Annotated in this window: 11 protein-coding genes and 5 pseudogenes; 4 read left to right on the forward strand and 12 right to left on the reverse strand. The window is 43.6% G+C overall.

Annotation, left to right across the window (positions count from 1 at the left end; all coding sequences use genetic code 11):
* The first annotated feature begins 90 nt into the window (after positions 1-90).
* Positions 91-333, forward strand: a complete 243-nt coding sequence (locus tag OCU36_RS17495; protein WP_065677428.1) for a hypothetical protein — start codon at positions 91-93, stop codon at positions 331-333.
* 238 nt (positions 334-571) lie between these two features.
* Positions 572-1738 carry a glycoside hydrolase family 88 protein gene (locus OCU36_RS17500; RefSeq protein ID WP_065677427.1) on the forward strand — a complete coding sequence of 389 codons (1167 nt, stop codon included), beginning with the start codon at positions 572-574 and terminating at the stop codon, positions 1736-1738.
* Positions 1739-2181: 443 nt separating this feature from the next.
* Here the strand turns inward: OCU36_RS17500 and OCU36_RS17505 are convergent.
* From OCU36_RS17505 to OCU36_RS17515, 3 genes and pseudogenes are all read right to left on the reverse strand, one after another.
* Positions 2182-2798: pseudogene (locus OCU36_RS17505) on the reverse strand (IS5 family transposase); the annotation flags it as partial.
* A gap of 201 nt (positions 2799-2999) precedes the next feature.
* The gene (locus OCU36_RS17510) at positions 3000-3596 is read right to left on the reverse strand and encodes a methyl-accepting chemotaxis protein (protein ID WP_261839799.1); all 597 of its coding nucleotides are present in this window, start codon (positions 3594-3596) and stop codon (positions 3000-3002) included.
* Between the two features lie 235 nt (positions 3597-3831).
* Complete coding sequence (locus OCU36_RS17515) at positions 3832-5007, reverse strand: IS91 family transposase (RefSeq protein ID WP_261840742.1); 1176 nt, start codon at positions 5005-5007, stop codon at positions 3832-3834.
* A 102-nt stretch (positions 5008-5109) separates the two neighbouring features.
* On the opposite strand from OCU36_RS17515, the gene tnpC (OCU36_RS17520) reads away from it, so the two are divergent.
* Positions 5110-6536 (forward strand): IS66 family transposase gene (gene tnpC / locus OCU36_RS17520; RefSeq protein WP_261838397.1). Its coding sequence is split into 2 segments (ribosomal slippage): positions 5110-5302 and positions 5302-6536, totalling 1428 coding nucleotides; the frame shifts between segments, so codons are not numbered across the junction.
* 49 nt (positions 6537-6585) lie between these two features.
* On the opposite strand, the pseudogene OCU36_RS17525 reads toward tnpC (OCU36_RS17520), so the two are convergent.
* From OCU36_RS17525 to OCU36_RS17535, 3 genes and pseudogenes are all read right to left on the reverse strand, one after another.
* Positions 6586-7314 (reverse strand): annotated as a pseudogene (locus OCU36_RS17525) (IS5 family transposase); the annotation flags it as partial.
* Positions 7315-7364: 50 nt separating this feature from the next.
* The gene (locus OCU36_RS17530) at positions 7365-8459 is read right to left on the reverse strand and encodes a rhamnulokinase (protein ID WP_261839800.1); all 1095 of its coding nucleotides are present in this window, start codon (positions 8457-8459) and stop codon (positions 7365-7367) included.
* Positions 8450-8689 (reverse strand): hypothetical protein, encoded by a 240-nt coding sequence (locus OCU36_RS17535; protein WP_261839801.1) that lies wholly within the window; start codon positions 8687-8689, stop codon positions 8450-8452. Before OCU36_RS17535 ends, OCU36_RS17530 begins: the two co-directional genes overlap by 10 nt.
* A gap of 440 nt (positions 8690-9129) precedes the next feature.
* Here OCU36_RS17535 and OCU36_RS17540 point away from each other — a divergent pair, with 440 nt between their 5' ends.
* On the forward strand, positions 9130-10089 hold the full coding sequence (locus OCU36_RS17540) for an AraC family transcriptional regulator (RefSeq protein ID WP_065677420.1): 960 nt from the start codon (positions 9130-9132) through the stop codon (positions 10087-10089).
* A 138-nt stretch (positions 10090-10227) separates the two neighbouring features.
* Here the strand turns inward: OCU36_RS17540 and OCU36_RS17545 are convergent.
* From OCU36_RS17545 to OCU36_RS17570, 6 genes and pseudogenes are all read right to left on the reverse strand, one after another.
* A pseudogene (locus tag OCU36_RS17545) lies at positions 10228-10347 on the reverse strand (IS3 family transposase); the annotation flags it as partial.
* Between the two features lie 2 nt (positions 10348-10349).
* Positions 10350-10744: pseudogene (locus OCU36_RS17550) on the reverse strand (IS3 family transposase); the annotation flags it as partial.
* A gap of 571 nt (positions 10745-11315) precedes the next feature.
* Positions 11316-12742 (reverse strand): IS66 family transposase gene (tnpC, locus tag OCU36_RS17555; RefSeq protein WP_261839802.1). Its coding sequence is split into 2 segments (ribosomal slippage): positions 11316-12550 and positions 12550-12742, totalling 1428 coding nucleotides; the frame shifts between segments, so codons are not numbered across the junction.
* Between the two features lie 100 nt (positions 12743-12842).
* Positions 12843-13106, reverse strand: a pseudogene (locus tag OCU36_RS17560) (transposase); the annotation flags it as partial.
* Positions 13107-13375: 269 nt separating this feature from the next.
* Complete coding sequence (locus tag OCU36_RS17565) at positions 13376-14527, reverse strand: iron-containing alcohol dehydrogenase (RefSeq protein WP_261839803.1); 1152 nt, start codon at positions 14525-14527, stop codon at positions 13376-13378.
* A 130-nt stretch (positions 14528-14657) separates the two neighbouring features.
* Positions 14658-15476 carry a sulfite exporter TauE/SafE family protein gene (locus OCU36_RS17570; protein WP_261839804.1) on the reverse strand — a complete coding sequence of 273 codons (819 nt, stop codon included), beginning with the start codon at positions 15474-15476 and terminating at the stop codon, positions 14658-14660.
* Positions 15477-15525: the final 49 nt, after the last annotated feature.

The raw sequence follows: 15525 nt of genomic DNA on the forward strand, positions 1-15525 counted from the left end.
GCTTTGGGTTGTGATGATGCTACTTAAGCAAACTATCAACGCGAATAACGCGCTTTCTTGCTATCGATTTTTGGTGACAACGAACGAAAGATGAGCAAAAAAGCAGCCTTGTTCGCTGGTATCCTATTTATTTTTGGTCCTGTCATGTGGATTGTCCCTCCGTGGGTGACTGCGTCGATGGAATGGATCTTATGGCGTTATTTTGTTGGCAGGGACTCATCTCTGTCGGTATGGGAATGTAAAGGCTACCTCGCCGGCCCCCACAACAGATTAATTACGCTTTTCAGCCTGTGTGAATTGTTGGCTTTATTTTTGTCGAATCTTGGTCGTTAAGCTCCCGAACTATTGTTCTCACTGGTTGTACTATTCGTCTGGCACTACGACCCTAAAAGGGAGGTGTGCCCATCACCTTAAAGCCTACTTCATTTGGTGTTCACTAAACTGGGTGCCGACCGTCGCAAAAATCATCCCTGATTACACCAAAAACAGACATGTTTTTTCCAAGGTGATTACCCTATATTTGAGCTATGAACTAAACGTAATTATCACCGAAAGAAGTAGAGGGATAAAAATGGATTCAGATAAAACGTGGGCAAATAACGCTTGGAAAAGTGTGTTTGAGAAAGTTAAATTTACTAGTGAAGACATTTCAGTACAGTTTCCTTCCATGACGTCTGAAGGTAGGTATGAAGATACCCACGCTCCTTGGGCTTGGGTTGTCGGTTTTTGGCCTGGTTTGTTGTGGCTGCTTTATGAGAAAGAGCACTACCAGCCATTCAAAGGCATCGCCATAGCACGCGAGAACACGATGGATGGCCCGCTTGATGAATATGTTAATATCCACCATGATGTTGGCTTTATGTGGCAACTTACTTCAATCAAGCAGTATGAACTATTTGGCAACGAGCGTTCTAAAAATCGTGCACTTAGAGCAGCGAGTCACCTAGCGAGTCGATTTAACATCAATGGACGTTTCTTAACCGCTTGGAATAAAAATGATGTAAGTGCCGCAGACCCGAAAGGTTTGAGTATTATTGACAGTATGATGAACTTACCTCTTCTCTACTGGGCTGCTGACCAACTAGATGCACCGCGATTCAAACTGATTGCCATGGCGCACGCAGATACTGTGCTTAAAGAGTTTATTCGACCAGATGGTTCGGTAAGGCATATGGTTGAGTTTGACTATATTACTGGTGATGTGAAAAGCTACTACGGTGGTCAAGGCTACAATGAGAATTCTGCGTGGAGTAGAGGCGCATCGTGGGCGGTTCATGGCTGTGCATTAAGTTATAAATACACTAGAGAGCCAAGATACCTAGAAGCGGCCATGAGAACCGCTGACTTCTTTATTGACCAGTTACCTGAAGACGCAGTCCCACATTGGGACTTTAGAGCTCCAAGAGATGAGAATACGCCAAGAGATACTTCTGCAGCGGCGTGTGCTGCGAGTGGTATGTTACTCATCTCTGAGCTTGTTGAAGATGAAACAAAGAAAGCACATTACTTTGAAGCCGCCAATAGGATCCTAAAGAGTCTTTATGACAACTACTGTACAGCAGGCGAGGATAATCAGCAGGGAATCTTAACTGGAGGGGCGTTCAACTGTCCGAAAGGTTTGGGTGTTAATTGCTCTCTCATCTATGGTGACTACTACTTTGTAGAAGCTCTATCCAAACTGGTGGCAAAACTCTCGGTTGAGAAAGAAGAAACTATCGCCCAAGAAGCGGCGGTATGATAGTCAGTAATAGATAGTAAATTCTACGTTACGATCTATGAATAAGAACGCCTGATCTGGAATTTCGGGCGTTTTTTTATGCGCCGAGCATAGCACCAACCTAGGAGGTCAAAGCCCTCTACGTGCCTTATCGAGCAGGACACGTTAGCTTATGCAAGGGTGTCTATCGTGAGGTGGAATCTGAAGGAAGTAAATGGCAAAACATAGCTTGACGAACAGATATCTGATAGTAGGTATAGTCAGCTTGGGTAACCTAGCTACAGATAGAATAGCCCGAAGTCGCGAATAGAAGTGCGACTATGTAAATCAGACTGAGCTATGAGAAAGGGGATATCTTACCTCGGGAGTTCTTAACAATTGTCCCTTAGACTAGGCTAGTAGTGATGCTAGACAAAGATTGATAAGAAATCAGCAGAGTGAATAGAAATTTTTAAGCTAAGTTACCCTCCTAGCAACTGTTTAATTCGACACATCGCTGCTTCTGAAAGTGAACGTTTGTGGTATCCATACCGCACTTTTCAATACTTATTTGAACCATATAATTTTTGGCAGCCCACGGCGAGATTTCGATGGCTCCCATAATCTTATTAGCAGTGTGACATAATCTAGTGTCATAAGAACCATCACCAGCCACCGCAAGGATACTTCGGCGTATTTGTTTTCGTAAGTTCGGGAGTACCTATCGATATGTAATCGTTGGTAAAACTAGCTCGGCGGCAATGAACTCATGAGTAATTGTATCGACTGGGATATGAAGCTTTCGCCAAACTCTACGCTTGCCATCCGTCCCGTTTTTTGCCTTTCCATTCGCCTTTTCCATAAACCTTAAGGCCAGTAGCATCAATGGCTATGTGCTGTATCGCTCCTTTCGTTTTAGTCTTCAATGAAATCTCAACTTGTTTGGCTCTACGACTGATACAGGTGTAATGCGGACACCTTAATGGTACATGGGCTAACCTAAATATTGAGTCGATAAATCCTTGCAGCGCTCTCAGTAGCATAGAAAAAACCGTTTCACCATGAGTGCCGTCGTGATAGCTAAATCATTGAACTGACGTGGTCACCGGCGCTTATTCTGTTTGTTTTACACTGACTCTCATCAATCTAAAAGATCAGAGAGCCATGAGAGGTAGTGGGTGTGGCTGGTCAGGTCGCAGGTTCTGGATTTATTCCACTGAATTACGCAACAAAGCCCTAGCTATTAAATGATGATCCTAGTCAGCACCATTAACGTCATTTTATGTTTGAGTCGAATCGCCAATTACACCGTAAATTGCGACATCTCTTTATTGAGAGCGACTACATTTTGCTTCAACTCTTCGCTAATCCTAGCGACCGAATTCACCTCAGATTCAGTATTATTCGTAAGCTCAAATAAGCCATGTAGATTAGAATTTAACTCTTCCGTAACCGAGGTCTGCTCATTGGCAGCCGTCGAAATCGTAGCATTTACCTCATTCAACAAAATGATTGCTTGATTAACCCGAACCAGGGAATGGTTAGATTCTTCCGTGACTGTTTTAGCATGAACACTCGATGCTCTACTCACTGTCATAGATTCCACAACATTATTCGCGCTAATCTGCAGTTTGTCGATCATCACACGAATCTCTTCGGTGCTAGCCTGGGTCCTGCTGGCAAGTGTTCTTACTTCATCCGCTACAACTGCGAACCCTCGCCCTTGATCACCTGCTCGGGCAGCTTCAATGGCGGCATTAAGAGCCAGCAGGTTCGTTTGTTCAGCTATTTGTTGAATCACCTCAAGTACTGAGCCGATTGCTTCAGTCTCTTGTCGTAACTCATTCATTGCATTGGAGGACAGATGAATATCTTCATTGAGCCTGCTCAGTTCTTGCACAGCATCGCATAGCGAAGCAGATGTTTTTGTTGCTTCCTCTGTTGCCTTATTAGCAGCACTAGCGGCTTGAAGGTAAGGAATCTGAATGATTCCTTACCTGAACGATCGCGGCATAACTCACGTCAGAATGAGTCGCTGACTCATTTAACTTCTGCTCTACAATCTAAACACGGATGTTTGTTGAACACTTTCATGCTGTTTTCGCTATTTCAGATACACCCATCCTGTGAAACGCCTAAATTGACCTGATTTGGGCTTGAACCAGAGCATGGTGGACCAGCTCTGACAGCGGCTCCCCAGCCCTAAAGCGAAGAAACGTTAAACGGTGCCCACAAAGAATGCACTCAAACGGATCAACCTTCACATACCCTTTCAACATGGCGGCGTAGCCGGGCATTTCAGGTGCGTCTTTAGGGGCGATGCCTAAGGCATCGTAGACCTTAGGGAGCATCTCACCACGACGTCGGTTTGATAGAAAACCGAAGTATCGAATCATTTTGAAGTGCTTATCAGGAATATGCTCAATCATGCGCTCTATCAGAGCTTCTGGACTCAAAATGAGGGATTCCGTCTGACCATTCCTATGATTAAGATAATCAAATGTCACTAATCCTCCTTGGAAATCATGTCGTAACCTAGACGCCGATATCGGTGGCCGCTTTAGGTATCGACCCATGTAGGTCATGGTGGGGGTCACATTGGCCGTTTTCTTAGCAAAGTGCAGTTTCCATCGACGGCAATATTGGCTGGTTAAAAATCGGGACCAATCTTGCTCATTACGAATGAAAGGGCAGCCCTCTCCACTCAAGTCTAACTCTGAGTAATTGGAGCTGAGAAGTTGAGTGATGGCACCGCGCCAACACTTCTCAGTGGTCTTAGCTTTAAAGAAAATGGGCTTCCATAGACCTGTCTTCTTACATAAACCCCCACGGGTGACAGACAAATGGATGTGCACATTCCAATTCAGCTTTCTGCCGTAGGTATGAAGTGCACAGAACACGCCAATATCGATATCGAGTTGCTTTGCCCATCCTAAGAAGATTTTGGCTGCACAACTAAAGAGATGATTGAGAAGAAAACGATTATCCCGAAAGATTGGCCACAGCGTGTGAGGAAGCGTCAACGTAACGTGTTGATACTCACACTCAGGAAAGACATGTTGTTGCTTTCGTATCCACCGCTCTGTGGCTTTTATGCCACAACTGCTGCAAAAGCGAGATTTACACGTCTGGTGAATGTATTTGTGATGGGTGCAGTCAGCATGACTGCATCGATACTCTTTAGAGCCAAAAGCAGCGGTACTGCAAGCGAGCATCTTGGTGACGTTTTCAATGACGACGGTTCGGAGGGTTTCTCGGTACTTATTGAGGTAGTTCAGCCAAGTATCGTTGGCATTGAAGAGTTGTTTGATGGTAAGTGTTCACCAAACCCTATTGACATAAAAACTGTGACCTCTAGCACTTGATCCCACTTTAGGTATTGAGTGATCATTTTTGAGCTTCATCATAGTTATATGACTAGAAAAAAAGCTCCTAAATACCAAGACGCACCACCTAAAATCTCTGATCTGAATGAGGCTAAGGTGCTTATTGATGAGCTGTGGGAACAGCTCCGGCACTATGAAGATAAGCTTACCACTAGCTCCAAAAACTCTTCAAAATCGCCCTCATCAGACAGTCCTAAAGATCGCCATGAGCGAAAAAAGATGAAAGCTCTGGTGGTCGCAATTCGAGAGGAGCTAAAAAAGGCCACACAGGGCATCAACGAAAACTTTCCCCGTTAAAAGACACGGATATCATTATTGATTGCTTCCCTGATAGTTGTCCTTGTTGCGAACAGTCTGACATTGATGTTCATGACGGCCCTTACTACCGACACCAAGTCTTTGATATTCCCAAGCCCACTGTCGATATCACCGAATACCGTTTATTTTCAGGTCAATGTCGGCACTGCAAAGAAGCCGTCAAGGCTCAAAAGCCTGACGATGCATCGCAAGGGATTATAGGGCCGAACTTATTAAGTTACATTGGGGTTCTTGCGGGGCAATATCACCTCAGTGTTCGAAAAATCCAATCTCTTCTCAAAGAACAGCTTGGCACAACCTTTTCAGTTGGCGCGATCAGCGAAGCTCAAACGAAAGTCGCTTCAATGCTAACGCCATTACATCAAGCGATAAAACAAGCATTAAAGAAAGCGCCTTTGATTCATGCTGACGAGACCTCTCATCACCGAAATGATGAACAAAGCCTTCGCTGGTGTTGGTTAGTGGCAAGTGATGACCTTGTCTATGAGCAAATACTTTATTCGCGCTCGACCTCATCAGCGAAAAAGGTCATTGATGAAGACTATGCAGGCATTGTGGTCAGCGACCAGTGCCCTAGCTATAACTGGATAGCCGCAGACCGTCATCAGTTATGTTGGGCACATGTGAAGCGTAACCTTCAGCAAATGGCGGATTATAGTGGCGGTGGCCACACCGCTTATATTGGCAGACATCTTTGTTTGCTGACGAACGCCATTTTCCATACTCGGCATCGTTATGAACAAGATGAGTTAAATTATGCGCTGTACTTACGAAGAATGCGTAGGTTGCAGAAATCGTTCGATCATTGGTTGAGCAAAGGGACTGATGTCATGGTCAAGCGATATCGGGGGCGATGCAAGTTACTGCTCAAACATAGAGAGAGCTTGTGGGTTTTCCTCAAGAAAGCGTCAATCCCCTTAACCAATAATGAAGCTGAGCGATGTATTAGAGGTTTTGTAATCCAAAGGAAAATCAGCTTCGGAACGACCTCGGATGCAGGCGATAAATTCCGCAGTAGGATACATACCCTCATCGAAACCTGCAAAAAACGTGGCTTGTCGACAATGTCAGTGTTGAGTGAGATCATCACGGCTGTTGTGGCGAAGAGACCGTACCCCAACATCTTTGATCTATAGGCTGTTCCCCCCGTTAATATCGAGTCAAGTTACCTTGGTGAACGATTACCTTATTTGAGCCGTATAATTTCTGGCAACCCACGGCGAGATTTCGAGGGTGACCACGCTCCCAAAAGGCAGCCCCTTCTCTTGGGGGAATAAGCGCAATAGCTCCCTTAATCTTAATAGCAGCGTGACACGCTCTCGTGTCGTAAGCGCCATCACCAGACACCTTAAGGATACTTCGGCGTGTTTGTTTCAGTAAGTTCGGGAGTACTTCTCCATCTGTAACCGTCGATAAACTTAGCTCGGCGGCAATGATCTCATGAGTGTTGGTATCGACTGCAATATGCAGCTTTCGCCAGACTCTACGCTTGCCATCCGTCCCATGTTTTTTGACTTTCCATTCACCTTCGCCATAAACCTTAAGGCCAGTAGCATCAATAGCTAGGTGCTGTATCGCTCCTCTCGTTTTAGTCTTAAATGAAACCTCAACTTGCTTGGCTCTACGACTGATGCAGGTGTAATGCGGACAACTTAACGGTACATGGGCTAACCTAAATATCGAGTCGATAAATCCTTGCAGCGCTCTCAATGGCATAGAAAAAACTCGTTTGACCATGAGTGCTGTCGTGATAGCTAAATCACTGAACCGACGCGGCCTCCCGCGCTTATTCTGTTTGCTTTGCGCCCATCCGCTTATTGCTTCTTCATCAATCCAAAAGGTCAGAGAACCACGGTTAATGAGTGATTGGTTGTATTGCTTCCAGTTAGTTGTTTTGTAACGTGGTTTAGGCATAGGGCTACGAGATAGAGTGGACGTAGCTGCTCAGATCGTAGGTTCTTGATTTAGTTCCATTGAATTACGCAACAACGCCTGTTACCTATCCCCGTAGCTTCAATCGGGCCAATAATGACCTCACGGTCGGTTTCTGCTTTTATCAGTTCATTGAGGAACTCATTTTTGCATCCACCGCCAATAATATTGATAACACTAATTTCCTGGCCGGTTATCTCAGATATTTCATCAATATATTTCTTGTAACAGCTTGCCAAACTACGGTAGACGCACGCACTGACTTCTCCTACTGTCGACGGTGGTATTTGGCCCGATTCTTTACAATAATTGACTATTTCCTCGATCATATTATCGCTTACAAAGAATCTTTGATCGTTCACATCAATTACTGAAGTAAAGTCTTTAGCTTCTCGAGCTAGCTTGACTAGTTCAGAGTACGAATATCTATGATCCAAATTTCGCGACACTTCTTGGACAATCCACAACCCCATTATATTCTTCAAGAATCTATAGCGCCTGTCGAAACCACCCTCGTTGGTGAAGTTCTTCAATCTTGACTGTTCGTTGACTATAGGATCGAGCAACTCCTTGCCTAACAGTGACCATGTACCCGAACTAAGAATGACACCGTTATCTTCTATGTTCAAAATACTAGCTATAAAAGCAGCTCCGGTATCGTGAGTGGGGGGTAGAATCACTTCACAATCAAAGCCGACTTCATCTACTAACTCTTGTGTTAACTTGCCGACTTTTGATAACGGAGGAAGTGCTTCATGAAATACCTCTTTTTTAAGACCAACAAATTCAATCAGCTCTTCGTCCCATTTATTGGCTTCGACGTTATAAAGTTGTGTGGTGGTGGCATTAGTATATTCGTTGACTTTTTTCCCCGTCAGTAAGTAATTTAAGTAGTCAGGAATCATGAGGAATGATTTGGCTTGTAACTTAACCTCCTCTGGGAGTTTCTTTAACTGGCAGATGGTATTGAAGTCCATAAATTGAATACCAGTTTTGGCATAGAGCTCCTCATCACCAATTTGTGAACAAATCTCGTTCATAACGCCATTGGTTCGCTTGTCTCGATAAGACACTGCATTACCAATCAAACGATCATCACTATCAAGAAGGACAAAATCTACCCCCACGTATCGATACCAAGTGCTGTTGGCTTCTTTCCCAATTTTGCACACTTCTTTAGGCCGGTTACTATTTCAGAGAACAGATAACCAAGATCCCAGCAAAGCTGATCGTCTACATTAAAGATTTGATTTTCAAATCGATGGATTTCTTCAATCTTGAGCTTGCCATCATCTAGATGGCCCAACAAGTGTCGTCCGCTTGAAGCACCAATATCAATTGCTAAAAAGTAATTCATTACAACCTCCAATCGTCACTGATCGTTGATTATAATTGGGTAAAACTGTCCTATAAATACAAAGCTTTGCACTCCAAAACATCATTTTTTGCTAGATAGCCTGACCGTTGTCACAACTTGTCTTGGCAACGCGTATAGCGCTATGTTGTCGACTCCTCCGTGATATGGTTGCTTAAACAATAGCGTACGGATAACGAATGAATACAAGATGATCTTGTCGATGGCAAGGATAATCACCCCATCGTGATCGATACCAAAAAAAACACACCTCGAACCGTGCCATTGGAGACTGAATTCACACTTAAAACGCGGGTTCAATTATTTGTTTTTTTTTTGTGTATATTTAAATATCAGTACGGCGCATCGCAAAAGTTGGTCGTTAGAAAGGCAATATTTGCGCAGTGTCACACGAGTAAACTAGGGACTAAGCGGGGTTTATTATGGAAAGAGGACTGTACGATTTCATGGAAAAGATGAGGTCTACCACTATTGAAGAACAAGCGATAATCAATGAAGTTTCAGGCATCGATAATAGCATTTTTACGGATAGATACCGAAACATCATATCTTTTGATAAAGTTTGTCCAAAAGGGAAGATGATATCCATAAGAAAACATACTCGTTTTATCCATTACCCTGAACATAGCCACGATTACGTAGAGATCTGTTATGTACTGAGCGGGCGTTCGCTACAAGTTGTAGAAAATGAAGAGGTAGAGTTACAAACAGGGGATTTATTGTTCTTAGGCCCAGGAGTCACGCATGAGATATATCCTACTGGAGATAAAGATATCTTAATTAATTTTATTATCCATAAAAAGTTCTTTAGTTATATCTTTGAATTTATAAGTGAAAACTGTAGCTTATCTAACTTTTTTACTGATGTCGTGTTTAAAAAGTCCTCGACCTCAGCGCTAATTTTTTCAACCAAAGGTAATAATAGGCTTGAGACGTTGCTCAATGAGATGCTTTCAGAGTTAGACGGTGACGAGCCTCTAACCGAGCCACGTGTTAAGTTCCTACTCGGTATCCTTGTACTTGATCTGACGCTTGAAAAACCCCAGCGAATTGAAAAAGTGACTTATGATCAAGGTGTTCTTTGCAAGGTCATCACCTATATGGAGAAAAACCTCAGATGTGCTAACTTAAACGAAATTTCTGACCAGTTAAAAATGAAGAATTACAATCTTTCTAAGCTTATAAAAAAAGAAAGTGGTGTAACATTCAATAATTTATTAAGAGAGATCAGGTTTAATAAATTTTGCGACATTATTAAAATAAAAAACATTAGCATTAATGATCTAGCAATAGAGGTCGGTTTTTCAAACACCAGTGACTTCTATAAAAAGTTTAAGGCTAAGTTTGGTGTATCTCCAAGAGAATATCGAAACACTCATTAATATATCGGTGACATTTATTTTTATTTGGTTGCGTAATTCCTTGGAACAAAACCAGGAAGTTACGATCTGATTAGGCTTAAGTTGCTGAATTCAACTTAATAGTAAATGTGATCTGTTCCAGCCAGAAATCGGGCTTAACTAAGCGATATATTGTTGTCCAAAGTTAACTGGGTTTAGATACCCAAGAGCACAGTGCCTTCTAGTCCAATTATAACAAACCTCTGTGTATTCGAAGATCGCTTGGCGCATATCTTCTTGTACTGAGTAGCCTTGTGACGGTACTTAATCCAGTAATGCCCACTTCGAGAAACCCCGAACAGTTTACCCATACGGACAACACTGAAGCGCAGTAGGTCTTAGAGCATAAATTCGTAGCAATCTACTTTAGATTTTTCGCGAAGTAGATTACGGCCTTTACTATATCTAGCACTTTTGGTTGCTCAGTCAATTGTCTGTTGAGCTAGGACTTCAGCGGCTAGATATTTTTCCCGCTTACTAGTGCTAGTGTCTTTCTTGACCGCCCCACGCAGCAGTAGATCTGAGATTCGTGTAAGCCGAGTGTCTCGCTCTGAAGCAACCCCTACTTTCTCTGCTAGCTTCAGGGTTTCTGCTTTAAATCCAGAAAATGGATAACACGTCTTTTCTTGCTTGTCATGGTTCACCACTTTAGTGATTGTACTCACTTAACTCAGTGTCCAAAACTGCTGGTACGGGTCACTAAAGCAATATGAGGCCACATCTCAGCCTAACCTCAGCCCCAGCATGAAAACGTCAAATGAAGCGCACAAAAAAGCCAACAGCTAACTCTGTTGGCTTGATGAGATACTGTTAACGTATTTAAGGTAGATACATATAGAACACCCTGATTATTGCTGGCCCGCTACCGTAATGACAGTAGCTTGAGCACTCTCTCCGCGAAAGCCATGGTCTCCACCAAGCTCGTAACCATCCTCAAAGCTTTCAAAGTCGTTATCAAACAAAACCGTTTCACCTGTCACCGATTTTACGTTATCTACAAGCACTTCGTGAGAAGATACTGTCTTTTTAGCCGCAATTCGAACCGGCGACGGTGTCGCCTGAGCGGCCTACGGCCGAAAACAAAGAGACTCAACCTACTAGGGTGCTTTACATGGATCGTTTATCCTATAGGTCATGCATCCGAATAAGCCCATCAAACGTAATCGTTCACCAAGGTAACTTGACTCGATATTAACGGGGGGAACAGCCTATAGATCAAAGATGTTGGGGTACGGTCTCTTCGCCACAACAGCCGTGATGATCTCACTCAACACTGACATTGTCGACAAGCCACGTTTTTTGCAGGTTTCGATGAGGGTATGTATCCTACTGCGGAATTTATCGCCTGCATCCGAGGTCGTTCCGAAGCTGATTTTCCTTTGGATTACAAAACCTCTAATACATCGCTCAGCTTCATTATTGGTTAAGGGGATTGACGCTTTCTTGAGGAAAACCCACAAGCTCTCTCTATGTTTGAGCAGTAACTTGCATCGCCCCCGATATCGCTTGACCATGACATCAGTCCCTTTGCTCAACCAATGATCGAACGATTTCTGCAACCTACGCATTCTTCGTAAGTACAGCGCATAATTTAACTCATCTTGTTCATAACGATGCCGAGTATGGAAAATGGCGTTCGTCAGCAAACAAAGATGTCTGCCAATATAAGCGGTGTGGCCACCGCCACTATAATCCGCCATTTGCTGAAGGTTACGCTTCACATGTGCCCAACATAACTGATGACGGTCTGCGGCTATCCAGTTATAGCTAGGGCACTGGTCGCTGACCACAATGCCTGCATAGTCTTCATCAATGACCTTTTTCGCTGATGAGGTCGAGCGCGAATAAAGTATTTGCTCATAGACAAGGTCATCACTTGCCACTAACCAACACCAGCGAAGGCTTTGTTCATCATTTCGGTGATGAGAGGTCTCGTCAGCATGAATCAAAGGCGCTTTCTTTAATGCTTGTTTTATCGCTTGATGTAATGGCGTTAGCATTGAAGCGACTTTCGTTTGAGCTTCGCTGATCGCGCCAACTGAAAAGGTTGTGCCAAGCTGTTCTTTGAGAAGAGATTGGATTTTTCGAACACTGAGGTGATATTGCCCCGCAAGAACCCCAATGTAACTTAATAAGTTCGGCCCTATAATCCCTTGCGATGCATCGTCAGGCTTTTGAGCCTTGACGGCTTCTTTGCAGTGCCGACATTGACCTGAAAATAAACGGTATTCGGTGATATCGACAGTGGGCTTGGGAATATCAAAGACTTGGTGTCGGTAGTAAGGGCCGTCATGAACATCAATGTCAGACTGTTCGCAACAAGGACAACTATCAGGGAAGCAATCAATAATGATATCCGTGTCTTTTAACGGGGAAAGTTTTCGTTGATGCCCTGTGTGGCCTTTTTTAGCTCCTCTCGAATTGCGACCACCAGAGCTTTCATCTTTTTTCGCTCATGGCGATCTTTAGGACTGTCTGATGAGGGCGATTTTGAAGAGTTTTTGGAGCTAGTGGTAAGCTTATCTTCATAGTGCCGGAGCTGTTCCCACAGCTCATCAATAAGCACCTTAGCCTCATTCAGATCAGAGACTTTAGGTGGTGCGTCTTGGTATTTAGGAGCTTTTTTTCTAGTCATATAACTATGATGAAGCTCAAAAATGATCACTCAATACCTAAAGTGGGATCAAGTGCTAGAGGTCACAGTTTTTATGTCAATAGGGTTTGGTGAACACTTACAGCGGAACATCCATTAGCTCAAAGATAGAGTCGATAAAGCCTTGAAGAGCACGTAATGGCAGAGAGAATATACCCTTAATCATCAGGGCAGTTTCAATTGCTGTATCAGAGTACTGGAAGCCTCTACCACGCTTACCATGATGGGTTTTGCATCGCCATGCATCTACGGCTGAATCATCTATCCAGAACGTAACCGAACCACGTTTGCACAAAGCCTTATTGTACTCCGCCCAGTTAGTTATCTTCTTTTTAGCTTTACCCATATCACCACCGCTCTAACCATTACAAAGGATCAGATCGCAGGACTTGGAAAAGGTTCAATTGATTTAGGCAACAACGCCATTTTGAGGGCAAAATTTGCATAGTGCGTGGGTTTAAATAACAAAGAGATGTTCGCATTTCTGGATGACCAATGTGAATCGCGTCAAAAAATGCAATCAGTAAGATGATTCTCCTTTGAAACCTTAAAAAATTGCAAACAAATGAGCCCGCCTTGAATGACGGGCTCATGTAATCAACGTAATGGTGTTAACTACCCAAGCGACTTGATATACAAAGTGAGCACATCGTCAGGGGTCATGCTGACGGGGTTGCCTCCGGCGCACGGGTCTGCCAACGCACTATCCACCCAGACTTTCACATCATCTTCTGTGACACCTAGCTGGCCAAATCCAACGGGGATACCAACACGCGAGCTAAGTTCACGGATCGCCTTCACAGCTTCGATACTCGCCTGCTCTTCAGATATTCCATCAATTTTACACCCCAGAGCAACAGCCAGTTTGGCAAATTTCCCTATCCGATGTGGTCGGTTAAACTCACACACTAGTGGCAAGAGAATAGCGTTACAGACCCCGTGTGGTAGGTTTTTATGTGCGCCTGCTGGATGTGCCATGGCGTGAACCATACCCAATCCAGCACTATTAAATGCCATACCTGCTAGGAACTGACCTAATGCCATCTTCTCTCGCGCTTCGATATTTGAACCATCCTCTACAGCATGAGGTAAGTATTGACTAATCACGCGAACAGACTCTAGCGCAGAGTGATCGGTTAGGGTGTGTGCACCTACTGAAACGTAAGCTTCGATAGCATGAGTCAGGGCATCCATACCAGTTGCTGCCGTAACATCAGCGGGTAAGCCAACCATAATGCTAGGGTCATTCACAGAAATATCCGGAATAATATTGCTATCGATAATAACGCACTTTACTTTGCTCTTTTCATCGGTAATGACAGCATTACTGGTCACCTCTGCAGCAGTACCTGCCGTGGTATTGATAGCAAATAGTGGTACGCCTTGATTCTTTACATTGTTCACCCCTGTATAACGAGTGATTGGTTGTGGATTCGCAGTCAGGATCTTTACAGCTTTCGCGGTATCAATTGCACTACCTCCACCAAATCCAATAATGTAGTTCGCACCGGACTCTTTGTATGCCTGATAAGCACTATCAACAACGGCTACAGTTGGATTTGGAACCGTATCCGTGAAACAAGTGAAAGACAAATTAGATTCTTTGAGCGCTGTAATCAGTGGTTCAAGTAAACCCAGATCTTTTAATGCATTGTCCGCAATAATAAAGCCATCACCAACCTCTTTGGAGACTAAATGACAAACCAATTCGTTGATCGCATTTTCGCCAGAGATATTTATTTTGGGTAGTGCCAAAGTAAATGCCATATTTAATCCTTGTAATTAACAACAATATATTTACAAATAATCACAGGTCGACTTTTTAAACTCGACCTACACTTTTAGGAACGCTGATTCACCAGCGACAGTAATTTAAAGCAAACTCTAAGCTCGATATCTAAAGCATTAGATATGCAATCAAACTAACCAAAATAACAATCATGGTCGCCGAATAAACGTGACGTTCAGACATGTGTTTCATCAAATGAGCAGCCACAGGAACGCCAAGAAATGAACCGATAAAAAACAAGATTGCGGTATGAATATCTGACTGTCCACCCTTTGCATAACCAGCTGCGGCAATGGCAGACAGACACAATGCCAATACTACCGAAGAGCCAATGGCTTTCTTAATATCCAAATGCAACACATTGTTGAGTACAGGGAGAAGCAAAACGCCCCCACCAACACCCGTCGAACCCAAAACTGAACCACAGAACATGCCAGAAACAATCGCTTTTTTGGTGTTTGTTTTAGGCTCTGAAATTAAGCCCGGCTCAACCTTAGACATGCTTTTGTATTTAGAGAACACTGAAACCAGTGACCCAACCATCACAATTGTCACAAGCCAAGTCACCATCTGTTCTGTACTTTGCGAGTAAAGCGGATGTGTACTGTAGTAAACTACCAGCTGAGTGACCACCAATGTAACCGATACCGCACCAACAAACAGTAGCGCTATCTTGTTCCAAGATACGTTCCGAGCTTTTATATGAACTAGGGAAGCGTTGATCTTAACCATCGCTGAAATCAAACTTGCTGTGCCGACCGCCAACACGGGAGACATTCCGCAAAATAACTGCAACATTGGTATTAACAGCACTCCTCCGCCAACCCCGGTTAGCCCTAAACATAAACCAAAAATGCTTCCTAAAAGCAGCTTCAAAGCCACTGCATCCGCAGACCACACGTTCATCAACAGCTCATTGAATGGCATAAACCACCTTCGTTAGCACTAAAAACAAAACACCTTTTTACTAAAAACA

Source organism: Vibrio artabrorum, assembly GCF_024347295.1.
In the GTDB taxonomy this organism is placed as follows: Bacteria; Pseudomonadota; Gammaproteobacteria; order Enterobacterales; family Vibrionaceae; genus Vibrio; species Vibrio artabrorum.